18 protein-coding genes, 1 other RNA gene and 1 pseudogene are annotated in these 19,292 nt (G+C 56.6%); 14 read left to right on the top strand and 6 right to left on the bottom strand.

From position 1 onward, the window contains the following. Positions 1–113 precede the first annotated feature (113 nt). Complete coding sequence (rpiA, locus tag EnteroDNA1_RS10150) at positions 114–773, top strand: ribose-5-phosphate isomerase RpiA (RefSeq protein WP_014885151.1); 660 nt, start codon at positions 114–116, stop codon at positions 771–773. A gap of 266 nt (positions 774–1,039) precedes the next feature. Beyond that, positions 1,040–2,272, top strand: a complete 1,233-nt coding sequence (gene serA / locus EnteroDNA1_RS10145; RefSeq protein ID WP_023333318.1) for a phosphoglycerate dehydrogenase — start codon at positions 1,040–1,042, stop codon at positions 2,270–2,272. A gap of 107 nt (positions 2,273–2,379) precedes the next feature. Here serA and EnteroDNA1_RS10140 read toward each other — a convergent pair whose 3' ends face one another. From EnteroDNA1_RS10140 to zapA, 3 genes are all read right to left on the bottom strand, one after another. Further along, positions 2,380–2,976 carry a 5-formyltetrahydrofolate cyclo-ligase gene (locus tag EnteroDNA1_RS10140; RefSeq protein ID WP_032660084.1) on the bottom strand — a complete coding sequence of 199 codons (597 nt, stop codon included), beginning with the start codon at positions 2,974–2,976 and terminating at the stop codon, positions 2,380–2,382. A gap of 24 nt (positions 2,977–3,000) precedes the next feature. Further along, a non-coding RNA gene (gene ssrS / locus EnteroDNA1_RS10135) (6S RNA) lies at positions 3,001–3,184 on the bottom strand. Between the two features lie 41 nt (positions 3,185–3,225). After that, positions 3,226–3,555 (bottom strand): cell division protein ZapA, encoded by a 330-nt coding sequence (gene zapA, locus EnteroDNA1_RS10130; RefSeq protein WP_020883720.1) that lies wholly within the window; start codon positions 3,553–3,555, stop codon positions 3,226–3,228. 168 nt (positions 3,556–3,723) lie between these two features. Here zapA and EnteroDNA1_RS10125 point away from each other — a divergent pair, with 168 nt between their 5' ends. The 8 genes from EnteroDNA1_RS10125 (at position 3,724) to EnteroDNA1_RS10090 (ending at position 13,754) form a co-directional block, all read left to right on the top strand. Next, complete coding sequence (locus tag EnteroDNA1_RS10125) at positions 3,724–4,302, top strand: YecA/YgfB family protein (protein ID WP_029739212.1); 579 nt, start codon at positions 3,724–3,726, stop codon at positions 4,300–4,302. A gap of 31 nt (positions 4,303–4,333) precedes the next feature. After that, positions 4,334–5,647: a Xaa-Pro aminopeptidase gene (pepP, locus tag EnteroDNA1_RS10120; RefSeq protein WP_134211486.1), complete on the top strand. Its 1,314-nt coding sequence runs from the start codon at positions 4,334–4,336 to the stop codon at positions 5,645–5,647. Further along, positions 5,644–6,822 (top strand): 2-octaprenyl-6-methoxyphenyl hydroxylase, encoded by a 1,179-nt coding sequence (ubiH, locus tag EnteroDNA1_RS10115; protein ID WP_069303279.1) that lies wholly within the window; start codon positions 5,644–5,646, stop codon positions 6,820–6,822. Before pepP ends, ubiH begins: the two co-directional genes overlap by 4 nt. Before the next feature lie 12 nt (positions 6,823–6,834). Further along, complete coding sequence (ubiI, locus tag EnteroDNA1_RS10110) at positions 6,835–8,037, top strand: FAD-dependent 2-octaprenylphenol hydroxylase (protein ID WP_069303278.1); 1,203 nt, start codon at positions 6,835–6,837, stop codon at positions 8,035–8,037. A gap of 397 nt (positions 8,038–8,434) precedes the next feature. Then, complete coding sequence (gene gcvT, locus EnteroDNA1_RS10105; RefSeq protein ID WP_029739208.1) at positions 8,435–9,529, top strand: glycine cleavage system aminomethyltransferase GcvT; 1,095 nt, start codon at positions 8,435–8,437, stop codon at positions 9,527–9,529. A gap of 23 nt (positions 9,530–9,552) precedes the next feature. After that, positions 9,553–9,942: a glycine cleavage system protein GcvH gene (gene gcvH / locus EnteroDNA1_RS10100; protein ID WP_008499718.1), complete on the top strand. Its 390-nt coding sequence runs from the start codon at positions 9,553–9,555 to the stop codon at positions 9,940–9,942. 124 nt (positions 9,943–10,066) lie between these two features. Then, positions 10,067–12,940 carry an aminomethyl-transferring glycine dehydrogenase gene (gene gcvP / locus EnteroDNA1_RS10095; protein ID WP_069303277.1) on the top strand — a complete coding sequence of 958 codons (2,874 nt, stop codon included), beginning with the start codon at positions 10,067–10,069 and terminating at the stop codon, positions 12,938–12,940. Positions 12,941–13,010: 70 nt separating this feature from the next. Continuing rightward, positions 13,011–13,754, top strand: a complete 744-nt coding sequence (locus EnteroDNA1_RS10090) for an SDR family oxidoreductase (RefSeq protein WP_069303276.1) — start codon at positions 13,011–13,013, stop codon at positions 13,752–13,754. Between the two features lie 59 nt (positions 13,755–13,813). Here the strand turns inward: EnteroDNA1_RS10090 and bglA are convergent, their stop codons facing one another. Continuing rightward, positions 13,814–15,247 (bottom strand): 6-phospho-beta-glucosidase BglA, encoded by a 1,434-nt coding sequence (bglA, locus tag EnteroDNA1_RS10085; protein WP_069303275.1) that lies wholly within the window; start codon positions 15,245–15,247, stop codon positions 13,814–13,816. 116 nt (positions 15,248–15,363) lie between these two features. Continuing rightward, the gene (locus EnteroDNA1_RS10080) at positions 15,364–16,095 is read right to left on the bottom strand and encodes a MurR/RpiR family transcriptional regulator (protein ID WP_032660101.1); all 732 of its coding nucleotides are present in this window, start codon (positions 16,093–16,095) and stop codon (positions 15,364–15,366) included. Positions 16,096–16,146: 51 nt separating this feature from the next. On the opposite strand from EnteroDNA1_RS10080, the pseudogene yqfB reads away from it, so the two are divergent. After that, positions 16,147–16,459, top strand: a pseudogene (gene yqfB, locus EnteroDNA1_RS10075) (N(4)-acetylcytidine aminohydrolase). 165 nt (positions 16,460–16,624) lie between these two features. Continuing rightward, on the top strand, positions 16,625–17,284 hold the full coding sequence (trhA, locus tag EnteroDNA1_RS10065; RefSeq protein ID WP_023309101.1) for a PAQR family membrane homeostasis protein TrhA: 660 nt from the start codon (positions 16,625–16,627) through the stop codon (positions 17,282–17,284). Positions 17,285–17,358: 74 nt separating this feature from the next. On the opposite strand, the gene ygfZ is transcribed toward trhA, so the two are convergent. Continuing rightward, the gene (gene ygfZ / locus EnteroDNA1_RS10060) at positions 17,359–18,339 is read right to left on the bottom strand and encodes a tRNA-modifying protein YgfZ (protein WP_033146590.1); all 981 of its coding nucleotides are present in this window, start codon (positions 18,337–18,339) and stop codon (positions 17,359–17,361) included. A gap of 294 nt (positions 18,340–18,633) precedes the next feature. Between ygfZ and sdhE the strand changes: the two genes are divergently transcribed. Together sdhE and EnteroDNA1_RS10050 are read left to right on the top strand one after the other, a co-directional pair. Beyond that, positions 18,634–18,900 carry an FAD assembly factor SdhE gene (gene sdhE / locus EnteroDNA1_RS10055; protein ID WP_010435322.1) on the top strand — a complete coding sequence of 89 codons (267 nt, stop codon included), beginning with the start codon at positions 18,634–18,636 and terminating at the stop codon, positions 18,898–18,900. After that, entirely contained in the window at positions 18,881–19,291 is a 411-nt protein-coding gene (locus tag EnteroDNA1_RS10050; RefSeq protein ID WP_021242050.1) for a protein YgfX, read from the top strand. The genes sdhE and EnteroDNA1_RS10050 overlap by 20 nt, the downstream gene beginning before the upstream one ends. Position 19,292 lies beyond the last annotated feature (1 nt).

The following is a 19,292-nucleotide window of genomic DNA, read 5'->3' as shown; positions in this document are numbered from 1 at the left end:
CCTTAATTTTGCTTATTCTGCACTATGACACAATTTTCCCTTCGTGGCAGACGAATTCCATTCGACGTGTTCTATAATGCGCCCTGAGTTTTCACACCACAGGCAAAACGATCATGACGCAGGATGAACTGAAAAAAGCAGTAGGATGGGCCGCTCTCCAGTACGTGCAGCCGGGTACCATTGTTGGTGTCGGTACGGGATCAACCGCGGCACACTTTATCGATGCGCTGGGCACGATGAAGGGGCAAATCGAGGGCGCGGTTTCCAGCTCTGATGCTTCCACGGAAAAGCTGAAAAGCCTCGGCATTACCGTTTTCGATCTCAACGAAGTGGATCGTCTGGGGATTTACGTTGATGGTGCGGATGAAATCAACGGCCACATGCAGATGATCAAAGGCGGCGGCGCGGCGCTGACGCGCGAGAAGATCATCGCCTCCGTTGCGGACAAGTTCATCTGCATCGCGGATGCCTCCAAGCAGGTCGACATTCTGGGTAATTTCCCACTGCCGGTCGAAGTGATCCCAATGGCGCGTAGCGCGGTTGCCCGTCAGCTGGTGAAGCTGGGCGGTCGTCCGGAATACCGTCAGGGCGTAGTCACCGATAACGGTAACGTGATCCTCGACGTTCACGGTCTGGAAATTCTTGACGCGATTGCGCTGGAAAATGCCATCAACGCTATCCCAGGCGTAGTGACCGTAGGGCTATTCGCCAACCGTGGCGCGGATGTGGCGCTGATCGGCACCGCTGACGGCGTGAAAACCATCGTAAAATGATCTGACGGGGGGAGTCCTCCCCCCGCTAAAAAATTTTTGAAAAGCTAAATTCGGTGACTTGTGTCACGTTTTTACGCCTCATTTGCCGATCCTGCCGCGTTTGTAAATTTCCATAGCATTTTCCTCTGACATTTTGCTCTGTATGACTTTTCTTCAGAGTGCCGACGCAAACGTTCATATTGCTGCAATAGTTTTTTTTGATATGTTGGCTACAGCGGATTCATATCCAGCACAACATCAGTTCAGACAAAAACAGGGTCGGGTAAATGGCAAAGGTATCACTGGAGAAAGACAAGATTAAATTCCTGCTGGTCGAGGGCGTGCATCAAAAAGCAATCGATAGCCTTCGTGCGGCAGGTTACACCAACATCGAATTTCACAAAGGCGCGCTCGATACCGAAGAGCTGAAAGCGTCCATCCGTGATGCCCACTTCATTGGCCTGCGATCCCGTACTCACCTGACTGAAGAGGTTATTGCCGCGGCGGAAAAGCTGGTGGCTATCGGCTGCTTCTGTATCGGTACCAACCAGGTTGACCTGAATGCTGCCGCCAAACGTGGTATTCCCGTCTTCAACGCCCCGTTCTCCAACACCCGTTCCGTGGCGGAGCTGGTGATTGGCGAACTGCTGCTGCTGCTGCGCGGCATTCCTGAAGCGAACGCCAAGGCGCACCGCGGCGTGTGGAACAAGCTGGCGTCTGGCTCTTTCGAAGCGCGTGGTAAAAAGCTGGGGATTATCGGCTACGGCCACATCGGTACGCAGCTCGGTATTCTGGCGGAATCCCTGGGCATGCACGTGTTTTTCTACGATATCGAAAGCAAGCTGCCGCTGGGCAATGCGACCCAGGTTCAACACCTGTCTGACCTGCTGAACATGAGCGATGTGGTGAGCCTGCACGTTCCGGAAAATGCGTCCACCAAGAACATGATGGGCGCGGAAGAGCTGGCGCTGATGAAGCCGGGCTCACTGCTGATCAACGCCGCGCGCGGTACGGTTGTCGATATCCCGGCCCTGGCGGATGCGCTGAAGCGTAAGCACCTGGCGGGCGCGGCCATCGACGTCTTCCCGACGGAGCCAGCGACCAACAGCGATCCGTTTACCTCTCCGCTGTGCGAATTCGACAACGTGATCCTGACGCCGCACATCGGCGGCTCTACCCAGGAAGCGCAGGAGAATATCGGCCTGGAAGTAGCGGGTAAGCTGAGCAAATATTCCGACAACGGTTCTACGCTCTCTGCCGTGAACTTCCCGGAAGTGTCTCTGCCGCTGCACGGTGGTCGTCGTCTGCTCCACATCCACGAGAACCGTCCTGGCGTGCTGACCGCCATCAACCAGATCTTTGCAGAGCAGGGCGTCAACATTGCCGCGCAGTATCTGCAAACGAACTCGCAGATGGGCTACGTGGTCATTGATATCGAAGCGGATGACGATGTTGCTGAGAAAGCGCTGCAGAGCATGAAGGCGATTCAAGGGACGATTCGCGCGCGTCTGCTGTACTGATGGTGCGAGATAAATGCAAAACGGTAACGATAGTTACCGTTTTTTATGTTTTCACCCTCTCCCTGTGGGAGAGGGCTGGGGTGAGGGCATCACGCCGCACGTTTGATTCACCACTCCCACAACTTTGATGGCGTCACTACCGCCGGCAACGGCACATCCCATTTCTCCACCGGCAACGCCTCTACGCCCTGACAATCATGCGCATAACCCACCGGCTGCAACCCGTACTGCTGCCAGTTTTGCAGCGTCCGGTCGTAAAAACCGCCGCCCATCCCTAAACGCTGGCCCTGTTCATCAAACGCCACCAGCGGCGTGATCAGCACATCCAGCTGTGACAGCGGGAGCACGTCGCGCACGTCGAGTTTCGGCTCGGTGATTTTCAGGCGATTCACCACCAGCTCGCTGTGGGGGTGATAGTGCAGAAACAGCAAATTACCTTCGCTGAACGGGTGCAGCACCGGCAGATAGACCTTCTTCCCGGCGCGCCAGAGCTGCTCTATCAGCGGTTGGGTATCCAGCTCTCCATCAAATGACAGAAACAGCGCAACGGTGTGCGCCATCACTACAGGGGGATACGCCATCATACGGGCGGCGGCCTGCTGGGCAAAATGCGCTTGCTGATCGGCGGTTAACGCACGGCGGCGCTGACGAATTAACTGACGGATGTCCTGGCGTGAAGCAGAAACTTCAGGGAATTGGGTCATGGTAGTCGGTAGAAGAAAAGAGAGGGAATCTCCGAGATGCCGCCGCAGGCTGTAACCCTTGAACCCTTGGTTCAAGGTGAATGTGTCGTCATAGTTTTAAGGCTTCTCGGACGGACCGAGCATGCTCACCAACCATGGAGCGCCACATTCTTGTGGTATGAAATATCGGCTCAGGGGACTGGCCCGCTTGCGAACATCTCAGAGAAATTTTGTCTTCACAGTTACTCTACCATAGTCAACTGAGAAGTGTTATTCAAACTTTGGTCCCGGTCTTTCGGGATTGCGACCTTGATCAAGCAATGCCTGTTCTATGGTCTGCTGGAGCATTTTAATGCGCTGCTCCATGCTTGCCGCGTAGTCGCGGGTCTTTGCTTTTTCCTGAGCCAGTTCATAGCTGATGTTCAACGCGGCGATGAAAACCAGCTGCTCAGTATTTGTGACTCTAGTGCGTTCTTTTAGATCTTGCAACCGCTGATTCAAATCGTCCGCTGCCTGATTCAAAGCATCCCTTTGTTCAGGCGGACAATTCACTCGCAGTGAACGGCCAAAAATCTGGAGATCGACGGGTTGTGCAGACATGCCACCTTCCTGCTGATTGACTGCGCTGCCTTCGCTTATTGCCCCGGGGGCTGCGAAGGGGCGACACTATAGCTACCCTGATGTGAAGATACAAGCCCTTTTCTGGTATCACCAGGGTCCAAAGTGGTAGCATATCATGAAACTTCCCCCCTTTGATGACGAATGCTCATGTCTATACAGAACGAAATGCCTGGTTACAAGGATTTAAACCAGTTACTGAACCAGCAGGGAGTTGGTTTAACCCCTGCCGAAATGCACGGTCTGATCAGTGGCATGCTGTGCGGCGGAAACAGCGACAGCTCATGGCAGCCGCTGATCCACGACCTCACGAATGAAGGGCTGGCGTTTGGTCACGAGCTGGCGGAAGCGCTGCGTAAAATGCACGCCGCAACCAGCGATTCGCTGGAAGACGATGGCTTCCTTTTTCAGCTTTATCTGCCTGAAGGCGACGACGTCAGCGTGTTCGATCGCGCCGATGCGCTGGCCGGCTGGGTAAACCACTATCTGCTGGGGCTCGGCGTGACGCAGCCTAAACTGGATAAAGTGACCGGCGAAGCGGGTGAAGCGATCGACGACCTGCGTAACATCGCCCAGCTCGGTTACGATGAAGACGAAGACCAGGAAGAGCTGGAAATGTCTCTTGAAGAGATTATCGAGTACGTGCGCGTGGCGGCACTGCTGTGCCACGATAACTTCACGCGCTCTCAGCCGACCGCGCCGGAAGTCCGCAAGCCAACCTTACATTAAGAAAAATAACGCACAGGAGGGTGTCATGGTTATCTCGAGTCAAGAGTATTCGCGCCGCCGTCAGGCGCTGCTGGCAACAATGCAGCCGGGCAGCGCCGCGCTGATTTTTGCTGCGCCCGAAGTCACGCGCAGCGCCGACAGCGAATACCCCTATCGCCAGAGCAGCGATTTCTGGTACTTCACCGGCTTTAACGAGCCGGAAGCGGTGCTGGTGCTGATTAAGAGCAATGACACCCACAACCACAGCGTGATTTTCAACCGCGTGCGCGATCTGACGGCCGAAATCTGGTTTGGCCGCCGCCTGGGCCAGGAGGCCGCACCGACGAAGCTGGGCGTTGACCGCGCGCTGGCGTTTAGCGAAATCAACCAGCAGCTCTATCAGCTGCTTAACGGCCTCGACGTGCTCTATCACGCGCAGGGTGAATATGCCTACGCCGATGAGATTGTTTTCACCGCGCTGGATAAGCTGCGCAAAGGCTCGCGGCAGAACCTGTCCGCGCCGGCCACGCTGACGGACTGGCGTCCGGTGGTGCATGAAATGCGCCTGTTCAAGTCTGAAGAAGAGCTGAATTTGATGCGTCGAGCGGGCGAAATCAGCGCCCTGGCGCACACCCGCGCCATGGAAAAGTGCCGTCCCGGGATGTTCGAATACCAGCTGGAGGGCGAAATACATCACGAATTTAACCGCCACGGCGCGCGTTATCCCTCCTACAACACCATTGTTGGCGGCGGAGAAAACGGCTGCATTCTGCACTACACCGAAAACGAAAGCGCGCTGCGCGACGGCGATCTGGTCCTGATTGACGCCGGTTGCGAATACCAGGGCTACGCGGGAGACATCACCCGTACTTTCCCGGTGAACGGTAAATTCTCACCGGCACAGCGCGCCATTTACGACATCGTTCTCGAGTCGCTTGAGACGGCGCTCAGGCTGTATCGTCCCGGTACCTCCATGCAGGAAGTGACCGGCGAAGTGGTGCGCATCATGATTACCGGCCTGGTCAGGCTCGGGATCCTGAAAGGGGAGGTCGACACCCTGATCGCTGATAATGCGCATCGACCGTATTTCATGCACGGCCTGAGCCACTGGCTGGGGCTGGATGTGCATGACGTTGGCGCGTACGGCACCGACCGTTCGCGCGTGCTGGAGCCGGGCATGGTGTTAACCGTGGAGCCAGGCCTGTATATCGCGCCGGATGCCGACGTGCCTGAGGAGTACCGCGGGATTGGCATTCGTATTGAAGATGACATCGTCATTACCGAAACCGGTAACGAAAACCTGACCGCGAGCGTCGTGAAAAACGCTGACGATATCGAGGCGCTGATGGCAGCGGCACGCGCATGAGCGTGATTATCGTTGGCGGCGGCATGACCGGGGCCACGCTGGCGCTGGCCATTTCGCATTTGACGAAGGGGCAGCTTGCGGTGCACCTGGTGGAAGCCATCGCGCCGCAGGCAAAGAATCATCCCGGTTTTGATTCCCGCGCTATTGCCCTGGCGCAGGGTACCTGCCAGCAGCTGTCCCGCATTGGCATCTGGCAGGCCATCGCCGATTGCGCGACGGCAATTAAAACCGTTCACGTAAGCGATCGAGGCCATGCTGGCTTTGTCACGCTGGACGCGCAGGATTACCGCATTGACGCGCTGGGTCAGGTTGTTGAACTCCACGACGTCGGATTGCGTCTGTTCCGTCTGCTCCAGGATGCGCCGGGCGTCACGCTGCATTGTCCGGCGCGCGTGGCCGGCGTGAGCCGCAGTGAGGCGTCGGTCAGCGTGACGCTGGAAAACGGCACCGTGCTTGAAGGCCAGCTTCTGGTCGCCGCGGACGGCTCGCGTTCGGCGCTCGGCACGCAGTGTGGCGTCGAGTGGCGTCAGCAGCCCTACGGGCAGGTTGCGGTCATTGCGAACGTCTCTACCGCAGCAGAACACCACGGCAGGGCGTTTGAACGCTTTACGCAGCATGGCCCGCTGGCGATGCTGCCGATGTCGGACGGGCGCTGTTCGCTTGTCTGGTGTCATCCGCAGGATAAGGCTGAAGAGGTTAAAGCCTGGTCCGATGAACGTTTTTGTACCGAGCTGCAAAAAGCCTTTGGCTGGCGGCTGGGGCGTATTACCCATGCTGGCCAGCGGGCGGTCTACCCGCTTTCCCTGACGACAGCGTCTCAGTCCATCTCCCATCGTCTGGCGCTTGTCGGTAATGCCGCGCAGACGCTGCACCCCATCGCTGGGCAGGGGTTCAACCTTGGCCTGCGTGATGTCATGAGCCTGGCGGAAACCCTTGCTCAGGCATGGGGTGAGCAAAAAGACTGTGGCGCATACCCGGTGCTCAGCCATTACCAGAAGCGCCGCCAGGTGGATAAAGAGGCGACGATTGGCGTCACCGACGGCTTAGTCCATCTCTTTGCCAATCGCTGGGCGCCGCTGGTTGCAGGCCGCAACCTCGGGCTGATGGCGATGGAATTATTCATTCCGGCACGTGACGTGCTGGCGCAGCGGACTCTTGGTTGGGTCGCGCGTTAAGGAGTTATCACCGTGCAAAATGTTGATGTTGCCATCGTTGGCGGCGGTATGGTCGGACTGGCTCTGGCCTGTGGTTTACAGGGCAGCGGCCTGCGCGTGGCGGTGCTGGAGCAAAAGCAGCCTCAGCCCGTTGCGCCAGATGCCCCGCCGGAACTCCGCGTCTCGGCGATCAATGCCGCCAGCGAGAAATTGCTGACGCACCTTGGCGTCTGGGCAGATATTGTGGCGCAGCGCGCCAGCTGCTACCACGGCATGGAAGTGTGGGATAAAGACAGCTTTGGTCATATTGCTTTTGATGATGAAAGCATGGGCTACAGCCATCTGGGTCATATCGTCGAAAACGCGGTGATCCACCACGCGCTGTGGCAGAAAGCGCAGCAGTGCAGCGACGTGACGCTGATTGCGCCTGCGCAGATCCAGCAGGTGGCGTGGGGTGAAAACGAGGCGTTTATCACCTTACAGAGCGGCGACATGCTGACCGCGCGTCTGGTGGTCGGTGCTGACGGTGCGAACTCCTGGCTGCGGAATAAAGCCGATATCCCGCTGACCTTTTGGGACTATCGTCATCACGCTCTGGTTGCCACGATCCGTACCGAGGAGCCGCACGGCGGCATGGCGCGGCAGATTTTCCACAACGACGGCATTCTGGCGTTCCTGCCGCTTGCCGATCCGCACCTGTGCTCGATTGTCTGGTCCCTGGTGCCTGAAAAAGCCCAGCTGATGGAGGAGGCGACGCCGGATGCCTTTAACCAGGCGCTGTGCATGGCGTTTGATAACCGCCTTGGCTTGTGCACCCTTGAAAGCGAGCGGCAGGTGTTCCCGTTAACCGGCCGCTACGCGCGTCAGTTTGCGGCGCACCGTCTGGCGCTGGTGGGGGATGCGGCGCATACCATTCATCCGCTGGCCGGGCAGGGCGTTAACCTTGGCTTTATGGACGCGGCGGAGCTGGTTGAGGAACTGCGTCGCCTGCACCGCGAAGGCAAAGATATCGGCCAGCATCTCTACCTGCGTCGCTACGAGCGCAGCCGTAAGCACAGTGCGGCGATGATGCTGGCGGGCATGCAGGGCTTCCGCGAGCTGTTTGCCGGCGCAAATCCGGCGAAAAAATTGCTGCGCGATATTGGTCTTAAACTGGCCGATACGCTTCCTGGCGTCAAACCTCAACTCCTCCGTCAGGCGATGGGTCTTAACGACCTGCCGGACTGGCTACGTTAATTTAGACCCCTGTCACACTTTATTTTCCCGGCCTCTGCGCCGGGGAAATTCCCTCGTTTGAAATATTCTAATTTCACGTCATTTTTCGCATTAGAAAATCTAATCTACGGGATTTTATGTTACGGAAATTCGGCCCGTTTTTCCGCATGAAATATCACCATGTGCTAAATCCTGTTAGATTATTGTTAATTTTGTGCGGGGTTAATCGCATTTTTCCAGTGAATAACTCTGTAGGCTTTTTAGCGTTTTTTGGTCATAAGCTAATGTGATGACCCGTTTTACCTTATGGTTAACCGCCGGTTTCGGTGGTAAGTTCGGGTAAAAGAGAACGTTTGCGTCGGCGCCAGGTGACGGGGCCGATACCGGGTTTCACGGTGAATTTTTCAACGAGGACAAGATGGCTCAACAGACTCCTTTGTACGAACAACACGTGTTATGCGGCGCCCGCATGGTGGACTTCCATGGCTGGATGATGCCGCTGCACTACGGCTCGCAGATTGATGAGCACCACGCGGTGCGCACCGATGCCGGTATGTTCGACGTGTCCCACATGACGATTGTCGATCTGCGCGGTAGCCGCACCCGGGAGTTTTTGCGTTATCTGCTGGCAAATGACGTTGCCAAACTGAAGACGCCGGGTAAAGCGCTCTATACCGGCATGCTGAACGCCTCGGGCGGCGTGATTGATGATCTTATCGTCTACTACTTCACTGAAGATTTCTTCCGCCTCGTTGTCAACTCCGCCACCCGTGAAAAAGACCTCTCCTGGATCACCCAACACGCCGAACCTTATGCCATCGACATCACCGTCCGTGACGATCTGTCGCTGATCGCCGTACAGGGGCCGAACGCGCAGGCGAAAGCCGCATCTCTGTTTAACGACGAGCAGCGCAAAGCAACCGAAGGCATGAAGCCGTTCTTCGGCGTGCAGGCGGGCGATCTGTTTATCGCCACCACCGGCTACACCGGTGAAGCGGGCTACGAAATTGCGATGCCGAACGAGAAGGCCGCTGATTTCTGGCGCGCGCTGGTGGAAGCGGGCGTGAAGCCTGCGGGTCTGGGCGCGCGCGATACTCTGCGTCTGGAAGCGGGGATGAACCTCTACGGTCAGGAGATGGATGAAGGCGTCTCTCCGCTGGCCGCCAACATGGGCTGGACCATCGCATGGGAACCGGCTGACCGTGACTTTATTGGCCGCGAAGCGCTGGAGATGCAGCGCGAGAAGGGTACTGAACAGCTGGTGGGTCTGGTGATGACCGAGAAGGGCGTGCTGCGCGGTGAACTGCCGGTGCGCTTTACCGATGCTGACGGCAATCCTCGCGAAGGCGTGATCACCAGCGGTACCTTCTCCCCGACGCTGGGCTACAGTATTGCACTGGCACGCGTGCCGGCGGGCATTGGCGAAACGGCGGTGGTGCAAATCCGCAACCGCGAAATGCCGGTCAACGTGACCAAACCGATTTTTGTTCGCGCCGGTAAGCCGGTCGCCTAATCATTTTTATCAGGAGAACTTCAATGAGCAATGTGCCAGCAGAACTGAAATACAGCAAAGAACACGAGTGGCTGCGCAAAGAGGCGGACGGCACTTACACCGTAGGGATCACCGAGCACGCGCAAGAGCTGCTGGGCGACATGGTGTTTGTTGACCTGCCTGACGTGGGCACGACCGTTAGCGCGGGCGACGACTGCGCCGTGGCGGAGTCCGTAAAAGCGGCATCTGACATCTATGCTCCTGTGAGCGGCGAAATCGTTGCCGTCAACGACGCGCTGAGCGATTCGCCAGAGCTGGTGAACAGCGAGCCTTATGAAGGCGGCTGGATCTTCAAGATCAAAGCCAGCGACGAATCTCAGGTTGCCGCGCTGCTGGATGCGACCGCGTACGAAGCACTGTTAGAAGACGAGTAATCGTTTATCCCCCTCTCCTTTCGGGAGAGGGCAGGGGCGAGGGTGCCCATCTTCCCCTCACCCTAACCCTCTCCCAGAGGGAGAGGGAACTTAAATTCACTGCACGTTTCAGGAACCATCGCTCATGACACAGACTTTAAGCCAGCTTGAAAACCGTGGCGCCTTCATTGAACGTCACATTGGGCCGGATGCTCAGCAACAGCAGGAGATGCTGAAGACAGTTGGCGCGGATTCATTAAACGCACTTATCGGCCAGATTGTGCCAAAAGACATCCAGCTTGCCACGCCGCCTCAGGTGGGGGAAGCCACCACGGAATTCGCCGCGCTGGCGGAGCTGAAGGCTATCGCAGGCCTGAACAAGCGCTATAAGTCTTACATTGGCATGGGCTACACCAACGTGCAGTTACCGCCGGTTATCCTGCGCAACATGCTGGAAAACCCGGGCTGGTACACCGCTTACACCCCGTATCAGCCGGAAGTCTCTCAGGGCCGTCTGGAAGCGCTGCTGAACTTCCAGCAGGTGACGCTGGATCTGACCGGTATGGATATCGCCTCCGCCTCGCTGCTGGATGAAGCGACCGCCGCCGCCGAAGCAATGGCGATGGCAAAACGCGTGAGCAAGCTGAAAAATGCCAACCGCTTCTTCGTGGCGGCGGACGTGCATCCGCAGACGCTGGACGTGGTGCGCACCCGTGCGGAAACCTTCGGCTTTGACGTGATTGTCGACGACGCCGACAAAGTGCTGGATCACCAGGACGTCTTCGGCGTGCTGCTGCAGCAGGTGGGGACAACGGGCGAAGTACACGACTACGGCGCGCTGATTGCCGAGCTGAAAACCCGCAAAGTGGTTGTCAGCGTTGCCGCCGATTTTATGGCGCTGGTGCTGCTGACGGCGCCGGGTAAACAGGGCGCGGATATCGTATTCGGTTCAGCGCAACGCTTCGGCGTGCCGATGGGCTACGGCGGCCCGCACGCGGCGTTCTTCGGCGCGAAAGATGAATTCAAACGCTCTATGCCAGGCCGCATCATCGGCGTCTCAAAAGACGCTGCCGGTAACACCGCGCTGCGCATGGCGATGCAAACCCGCGAGCAGCACATCCGCCGCGAGAAAGCGAACTCCAACATCTGTACCTCCCAGGTGCTGCTGGCAAACATCGCCAGCCTGTACGCCGTGTTCCACGGCCCGGCTGGTCTGAAATGCATTGCCAGCCGCATTCACCGTCTGGCTGATATTCTGGCCTGCGGTCTGCAGCAGAAAGGCCTTAAGCTGCGCCACGCTCACTACTTCGACACCCTGTGTGTGGAAGTGGCGGACAAAGCGGCCGTGCTGGCGCGCGCGAATGCAGCAGAGATCAACCTGCGCAGCGACATCCACAACGCCGTCGGCATTACGCTGGATGAAAGCACCACCCGCGACGATATCCTGAACCTGTTCAGCGTGTTGCTGGGTGACGCGCACGGTCTGGACATTGATGCGCTCGACAAAGAGGTCGCGCTCGACAGCCGCTCCATTCAGGAAAGCATGCTGCGTAACGATGCGATCCTGACGCATCCGGTGTTTAACCGCTACCACAGCGAAACCGAGATGATGCGCTATATGCACTCTCTGGAGCGCAAGGATCTGGCGCTGAACCAGGCGATGATCCCGCTGGGCTCCTGCACCATGAAGCTGAACGCCGCGGCGGAGATGATCCCGATCACCTGGCCTGAATTCTCCGAGCTGCACCCGTTCTGCCCGCCAGAGCAGGCGGAAGGTTATCATATGATGATCAACCAGCTTTCCGACTGGCTGGTGAAATTGACCGGTTATGACGCGCTCTGCATGCAGCCGAACTCCGGCGCGCAGGGCGAATACGCGGGTCTGCTGGCGATCCGTCACTATCACGAAAGCCGCAACGAAGGTCACCGCGATATCTGCCTGATCCCAAGCTCCGCCCACGGTACCAACCCGGCCTCTGCCCAAATGGCGGGCATGGAAGTGGTGGTGGTGGCGTGCGATAAGAACGGCAACATCGATCTGGTCGACCTGCGTGCGAAAGCCGAGCAGGCGGGCGACAAGCTCTCCTGCATCATGGTGACCTACCCGTCTACCCACGGCGTGTACGAAGAGACCATCCGTGAAGTGTGCGAAGTGGTGCACCAGTTCGGCGGTCAGGTTTACCTCGACGGCGCAAACATGAACGCTCAGGTGGGCATTACCTCTCCGGGCTTTATCGGCGCGGACGTGTCGCACCTGAACCTGCACAAAACCTTCTGCATCCCGCACGGCGGTGGCGGCCCGGGCATGGGCCCAATCGGCGTGAAAGCGCACCTGGCACCGTTTGTACCGGGCCACAGCGTAGTGCAGATTGAAGGCATGCTGACCCGTCAGGGCGCGGTCTCTGCGGCACCGTTCGGTAGCGCCTCTATCCTGCCAATCAGCTGGATGTACATCCGCATGATGGGCGCGGAAGGGCTGAAGCAGGCGAGCCAGGTGGCGATCCTGAATGCCAACTATATTGCGACTCGCCTGAAGTCTGCCTTCCCGGTGCTCTATACCGGCCGCGACGGTCGCGTGGCGCACGAGTGCATCCTGGATATTCGTCCTCTGAAAGAAGCGACGGGCATCAGCGAGCTGGATATCGCCAAGCGTTTGATCGACTACGGCTTCCACGCGCCAACCATGTCGTTCCCGGTTGCGGGTACGCTGATGGTTGAGCCGACCGAGTCTGAAAGCAAGGCCGAGCTGGACCGCTTTATCGACGCGATGCTGGCGATCCGCATGGAGATCGACCGCGTGCAGGACGGCGAATGGACGCTGGAAGATAACCCGCTGGTCAACGCTCCGCATACCCAGCATGAGATGGTCTCCGAGTGGAACCACGGTTATTCCCGCGAGCTGGCCGTCTTCCCGGCAGGCGTGGCAAACAAATACTGGCCGACCGTGAAGCGTCTTGATGACGTCTACGGCGACCGTAATCTGTTCTGCTCCTGCGTGCCGATGAGCGAATACCAGTAATATTATTGGTGTAGTCATAAAGGCCGGGTAAGGCGAAGCCGCCACCCGGCTTTTTTATTGGGAGAAGAAAATGGCAATAGCACTGGTCACCGGCGCCAGCCGGGGCATTGGGAAAGCCACCGCGCTGCAGCTGGCGCGCGAAGGCTACACCGTGGCGGTGAACTATCATCACAACATTAGAGCCGCGACGGATGTGATCAACCAGATCGTTGAAGCGGGCGGTAAAGCCTTTGCCGTCCGCGCGGATATCAGTGATGAAGCCCAGGTGCTGGCGATGTTTGACAGCCTCGATCGTGAAGGCGAGCCGCTTCGTGCGCTGGTCAATAATGCGGGCATTCTGTTTGAGCAATCCACTATCGAGAACCTCTCCGCTGAGCGCATTAACCGCGTCCTGGCGACCAACGTCACGGGCTACTTTCTCTGCTGCCGGGAAGCGGTAAAACGCATGTCCTTCAGGCATGGCGGCAAGGGTGGGGCGATAGTGAACGTCTCTTCCGCCGCGTCGCGCCTGGGCGCGCCGGGTGAATATGTGGATTATGCCGCGTCCAAGGGGGCGGTCGATTCGCTGACAACCGGGCTATCGCTGGAGGTGGCGGCGCAGGGCATTCGCGTCAACTGCGTGCGTCCGGGTCTGATTTATACCGATATTCATGCGTCCGGCGGAGAGCCGGGGCGAGTGGATCGCGTGAAATCGTTGCTGCCGATGCAGCGCGGCGGCCAGCCGGAAGAGGTGGCGCAGGCGATTGTCTGGCTGCTGAGCGAGAAGGCGTCGTACGTAACGGGCAGTTTTATTGAGTTGGCGGGCGGGAAGTAAACCCCTCACCCTAACCCTCTCCCAAAGGGAGAGGGGATCAAGCGTAGCGCCGCCCGGCGTTAAAGATTCTCGCCGTTGCTGGCAATCACTTCCTTATACCAGTTAAAGCTCTTCTTGCGGGAACGCGACATGTCGCCCGTGCCGTCGTCGTGCTTGTTCACGTAGATAAAGCCGTAGCGCTTGCTGTACTGGCCGGTGGTGAACGACACGCAGTCGATGCAGCCCCATGGCGTATAGCCCATCAGATCCACGCCGTCGTGCGTCACGGCTTTGATCATCTCTTCCACGTGGGCACGCAGGTAGTCGATGCGATAGTCGTCGTTGATGCTGCCGTCTTCTTCCACCTTATCGTAGGCGCCGAACCCGTTTTCCACGATAAACAGCGGTTTCTGATAACGTTCGTACAGTTCGCACAGGGAATAGCGCAGGCCTACCGGATCGATCTGCCAGCCCCAGTCGGATGCTTTCACGTGCGGATTCGGCACGCTGCCTTCGAAGCCGGAAATCGCATCGCCGGTACCGCCTTCCGCTTTCACCGCGTTGGTCATGTAGTAGCTGAAACCTAAGTAGTCGCAGGTACCTTCACGCAGGATCTGCTCGTCGCCTGCCTCCATTTTGATGGAGAAGCCGCGGCGCTCCCACTCGTTCAGCACGTAGGACGGGTAGTAACCACGCAGCTGGACGTCGGTAAAGACATAGCGCTCGCGCATGGATTCCTGGGCGAACATCACGTCTTCCGGTTTGCAGGAGAACGGATAGAGCGCCACCATCGCCAGCATGCAGCCGACCTTCATCTCCGGGTTGATGCGGCGCGCGGCTTTCACCGCCAGGGCGCTGGCCACAAACTGGTGGTGCAGGACCTGGTACATGGTCTCTTCCGGATTGTCATGTTCGGTATAGACCACGCCCGAGCAGCAGTAACCGAACAGCGGCGCGCGCCAGTTACGCTGGTTATTGATTTCGTTGAAGGTCATCCAGTATTTGACCTTGTTTTTGTAGCGCTCAAAAACCACTTCCGCGAAGCGCACGAAGAAATCGACCACTTTACGGTTGGTCCAGCTACCGTACTCCTGCACCAGGTGCAGCGGCATTTCGAAGTGGGAAAGGGTGATCACTGGTTCGATGTTGTATTTCAGCAGCTCGTCGAACATGTCGTCGTAGAACTTCAGCCCCTCTTCGTTTGGCTGCGTTTCGTCACCTTTCGGGAAGATGCGCGTCCAGGCGATAGAGGTGCGGAAGCACTTGAAACCCATCTCGGCAAACAGCTTGATGTCTTCTTTATAGTGGCCGTGGAAGTCGATGGCCTCGTGGTTTGGGTAGTATTTACCCGGCACTACTTCCTGGGTGATTTCGCGCGGGACGCCGTGCGCACCGCCGGTCAATACGTCACAAATGCTTGGCCCTTTTCCGCCTTTGTTCCAGCCGCCTTCAACCTGGTGAGCGGCAACCGCGCCGCCCCATAAAAAATCTTTTGGTAAGGTTAATTTTTTCATCGCTGCTCTTCTCAATAAATGGCTTATTGGCATCGAGTCTAGCAAAGCGAAATTGAATGTCACGATATAACAATTCACAGTAAATGTGATTTGTCACATCAAAAAAACAGGGTGTTTTATTCTGTGAGTTTCTTCGCCAGTTTACGTCCGAGAGACTCCAGAATATAAATGACGGGAATTTGCGTGGTGATGTCGTAGACGCCTGCAATACGCGTCTGAGGAACATGCCAGGAGAGATTAAAGTCCGCCAGTTTTGCGAGACGCGAGTGCTCATGGCTGGTTATCGAGAGCACCTTGCAGTGATGCAGGCTGAACTGGCTGGCGAAGCGCAGGATCTCCTCGGTCTCGCCCGAGACGGAAAGCACAATCGCCAGCGCATTTTTCGCCATATCATTGGTGACCGGGAAATAAGGGTCATCAATATGGTTACTGAATTTCCCGATATTAGAAAAGAAGCGTGCGCCATATTTTGCCAGCGAACCCGATGTTCCGGCACCGACAAATATAATTCGCTCTGACGATAAAATAATATCAACCGCCTTATCTAATAACGCATCGAACTCTTCATTATTCACGCTTTTAAAAAAGCTGATAATTTCGCTGGCACCGAAGTTCGCCTGCTGGGGCTCGTTCTGTTCAAGATAAAGCTTAAAGCGCACCCGAAATTCAGAATACCCTTCGCAGTTAAGCTTGCGGCAAAAGCGCAGGATAGTCGTGGTTGAGACGTCTGCCGCATCCGCCAGCTCGCGGATGGTCATGTACATCACTTTGTCACGATTTTTTATGACATAGTTGTAGACCATCATCTCCAGGTTATTGAGACTGGCAATGGCGGAATGGGAGAACATGCTCACAATGGCTACACTCACTCATCAGACTTTTCTTCAGGGAATAATAACATGCAGCCAAACGACATCACTTTTTTTTCAGCGCTTTCAGGACGACATCCTGGCCGGGCGTAAAACCATCACTATCCGGGATAAAAGTGAATCCCATTTCAAAACCGGCGATATCCTGCGGGTGGGGCGTTATGAGGATGATGGTTATTTTTGCGCCATTGAAGTAACAGGAACGTCAACCGTTACGTTCGACACATTGACGCAAAAACATGCTGAACAGGAGAACATGACCCTGGATGCATTGAAAAGCGTGATCGCAGAGATCTACCCCAGGCAGAACCAGTTTTATGTAATTGATTTTAAATGTTTATAATTGAAATCGAAACGCACGTTCGCTGAAATTAAAGTGTAACTGTCTGATTGTAATTTAGAAACGTTATGTTTAACTTTATTTTAGCTAACAGGTGTTCACTGGAATCATTCTCAGTTAGCATAGTTATGCGATGAATAATCATCTTTTGTTTTCCCGGAGTTTTGTATGGTGAGCAGACCATTAATCGCACAGGGATATTCGCTGGCTGAGGAAGTAGCCAACAGCATCAGCCACGGCATTGGCCTGGTGTTTGGGATTGTCGGTTTAGTGTTATTGCTGGTGCAGGCGGTGGACGCCAATGCCAGCGCGATGGCCATTACCAGCTACAGCCTGTATGGCGGGAGTATGATCCTGCTGTTCCTGGCGTCGACGCTGTATCACGCGATCCCGCATCAGCGGGCCAAGATGTGGCTCAAGAAATTTGACCACTGCGCTATCTATCTTCTGATTGCAGGCACTTACACACCGTTTTTGCTGGTGGGGCTCAACTCACCGCTGTCGCGCGGCCTGATGATTGTTATCTGGAGCCTGGCACTGCTGGGGATCCTGTTTAAGCTGACCATCGCGCACCGGTTTAAGGTGCTGTCACTGGTCACCTATCTGACAATGGGCTGGCTGTCGCTGATTGTGGTGTATCAACTGGCGGTCAAACTGTCGGTAGGGGGCGTAACGCTTCTGGCCTTAGGCGGCGTGGTGTACTCGCTCGGTGTAATTTTCTACGTCTGCAAGCGTATCCCGTACAACCATGCCATCTGGCACGGCTTTGTGCTGGGCGGCAGCGTATGCCACTTTTTGGCGATCTATTTGTACGTGGGGCAGGTGTAGTTTTTTCCACCGTGCGGGCGGTTGCCCTCACCCCGGCCCTCTCCCACAGGGAGAGGGAGGGCACCTGGATACGATTACTCTTCTAACGAATATGGCAACGGCTCGATGCTCAGCGTGTTCGCATCGTCACGCACGCGGAACACGCTATCGGCTTCCATGTCGTTGTTCATGACGGCCTGTACCAAAAGACGTCCATCATCGAGTTGTACGGCGGCTAACACGGTGCCGGTGCGGCGCCAGTTATCACCCATCTTCAGCTCTAAGTCTTCACCCGCTTCAGGTACACGGCTGGCATGGCCCGCCAGCGTCCACAGCGCTCGTTTGTTAGCTCCGCGGAATTTTGCACGCGCCACCATCTCCTGGCCGGTATAACAGCCCTTTTTAAAGCTGATACCCCCCAGCGCCTGCAGGTTCGTTGCCTGAGGAATGAACTGCGCGCTGTTTGCGGCGTCAATCACCGGCAGACCCGCTTCGATATTCAGCGCCAGCCACTGCTGACTGTTGTTGAGCTGCGCTTCGCCGCGCAGCGCTTCTGTCACGCGTTCGGCCGTTGCCGCATCCGTGACTAACAGGAAACGCTCCGCAGGGTGTTCAAACCACAGGATGGAGGTCGCGCCTTCGCTGACCACCTGCTTTTCTGCATCCGGCAGCTCGCTGAAGAGATTTTTCAGCGCCGCACGCGCCTGAAAACCGGCCACTCCCAGCAGGACATGTTCGTCGTCCGGGGCGATAGTGACTTTGGAGAAGACCGCGTATTTCTTCAGCTCTTTGAGCTGGGCCTCTTGCAGGCTGCGGCGCTCAATAAAAGCAAAGCCGTCCTGACGGCGGAAGAGTCGCAGGTTGCTCCACATTTTGCCTTTTGGGTCGCAATGCGCGGCCAGCAGGTGCTGGTGTTCGGTCATCTGGCTGACGTCGGCGGTCACCTGGCCCTGCAGATATTTTTCGGCGTCGGCACCGGAGAGCGTTGCCAGCGCCCAGTCATCAAGAGAAATAAGCGTCAGCGGCAGACGCGCAGAGGCGGCGGGCTGGCGAGGAGAAAATGGTGTAAATGCCATAACGATATCCTGAATTGCTTAACGCTTTGATAATGCCTAATGGTAAAAGAGCCTGCAGGCAATGCAAGCGCTTTCAACAGACCATTTGTGCCCTAAACCGGTTATGCGTAGCGCTACGCAAAATAATGTAATCCGCTGTCTTTGTAGGGATTATTCTGGAAGCCTGCTCGGCGATCGCAATATTCCAGTAATGAAACGGTCAAAAACACGTTACACTAGCTGGTGTCCCCGTAGAGAAATAAAGAACACTGAACGGGGTACCGACTGTGCCAAACGTAATGCAGGAAACTGAACATGGATATTAACAACAAGGCCCGTATTCACTGGGCGTGCCGTCGCGGCATGCGTGAACTTGATATTTCCATCATGCCTTTCTTCGAATATGAGTATGACAGCTTAAGCGATGATGATAAGCGTCTGTTTGTTCGCCTGCTTGAGTCTGACGATCCGGATTTATTCAACTGGCTGATGAACCACGGCAAACCCGCCGACACCGAGTTGCAACGGATGGTGCAATTAATTCAAACACGGAATCGGGAACGTGGTCCTGTGGCAATCTGATCTTCGCGTCTCGTGGCGCTCGCAGTGGATGTCTTTATTGCTCCACGGCCTGGTCGCGGCCTTTGTTTTACTGATGCCGTGGCCGCTGAGCTATACGCCGCTGTGGCTGCTGTTACTGTCGTTTGTCGTTTTTGACAGCGTACGCAGCCAGCGTCGCATTAATGCCCGTCAGGGAGAGATTAAATTACTGATGGATTCCCGCCTGCGCTGGCAGGGTAAAGAGTGGGATATTCTCGGTATGCCCTGGATGCTCAACTGCGGCATGATGTTACGGTTACGCAAGGTGGACGGCGGGCGTTGCCAGCATCTGTGGCTGGCGGCTGACAGTATGGATGCTGCCGAGTGGCGGGACCTGCGCCGGATGCTGTTGCAACAGACGACGCAGGGGTAAT

It is taken from the genome of Enterobacter sp. HK169 (genome assembly GCF_001719105.1).
Taxonomy (GTDB): Bacteria; Pseudomonadota; Gammaproteobacteria; order Enterobacterales; family Enterobacteriaceae; genus Enterobacter; species Enterobacter asburiae_B.
Note: the sequence above shows the minus strand (reverse complement) of the source record. Positions and strands in the feature narration are given on the sequence as shown.

Excerpts from the sequence above, each read along its gene's own strand:
- rpiA (WP_014885151.1), top strand. The coding sequence starts at position 114 with ATGACGCAGGATGAACTGAAAAAAGCAGTAGGATGGGCCGCTCTCCAG.
- serA (WP_023333318.1), top strand. The coding sequence starts at position 1,040 with ATGGCAAAGGTATCACTGGAGAAAGACAAGATTAAATTCCTGCTGGTC.
- EnteroDNA1_RS10140 (WP_032660084.1), bottom strand. The coding sequence starts at position 2,976 with ATGACCCAATTCCCTGAAGTTTCTGCTTCACGCCAGGACATCCGTCAG.
- zapA (WP_020883720.1), bottom strand. The coding sequence starts at position 3,555 with ATGTCTGCACAACCCGTCGATCTCCAGATTTTTGGCCGTTCACTGCGA.
- EnteroDNA1_RS10125 (WP_029739212.1), top strand. The coding sequence starts at position 3,724 with ATGTCTATACAGAACGAAATGCCTGGTTACAAGGATTTAAACCAGTTA.
- ubiH (WP_069303279.1), top strand. The coding sequence starts at position 5,644 with ATGAGCGTGATTATCGTTGGCGGCGGCATGACCGGGGCCACGCTGGCG.
- gcvT (WP_029739208.1), top strand. The coding sequence starts at position 8,435 with ATGGCTCAACAGACTCCTTTGTACGAACAACACGTGTTATGCGGCGCC.
- gcvH (WP_008499718.1), top strand. The coding sequence starts at position 9,553 with ATGAGCAATGTGCCAGCAGAACTGAAATACAGCAAAGAACACGAGTGG.
- gcvP (WP_069303277.1), top strand. The coding sequence starts at position 10,067 with ATGACACAGACTTTAAGCCAGCTTGAAAACCGTGGCGCCTTCATTGAA.
- EnteroDNA1_RS10090 (WP_069303276.1), top strand. The coding sequence starts at position 13,011 with ATGGCAATAGCACTGGTCACCGGCGCCAGCCGGGGCATTGGGAAAGCC.
- bglA (WP_069303275.1), bottom strand. The coding sequence starts at position 15,247 with ATGAAAAAATTAACCTTACCAAAAGATTTTTTATGGGGCGGCGCGGTT.
- EnteroDNA1_RS10080 (WP_032660101.1), bottom strand. The coding sequence starts at position 16,095 with ATGTTCTCCCATTCCGCCATTGCCAGTCTCAATAACCTGGAGATGATG.
- trhA (WP_023309101.1), top strand. The coding sequence starts at position 16,625 with ATGGTGAGCAGACCATTAATCGCACAGGGATATTCGCTGGCTGAGGAA.
- ygfZ (WP_033146590.1), bottom strand. The coding sequence starts at position 18,339 with ATGGCATTTACACCATTTTCTCCTCGCCAGCCCGCCGCCTCTGCGCGT.
- sdhE (WP_010435322.1), top strand. The coding sequence starts at position 18,634 with ATGGATATTAACAACAAGGCCCGTATTCACTGGGCGTGCCGTCGCGGC.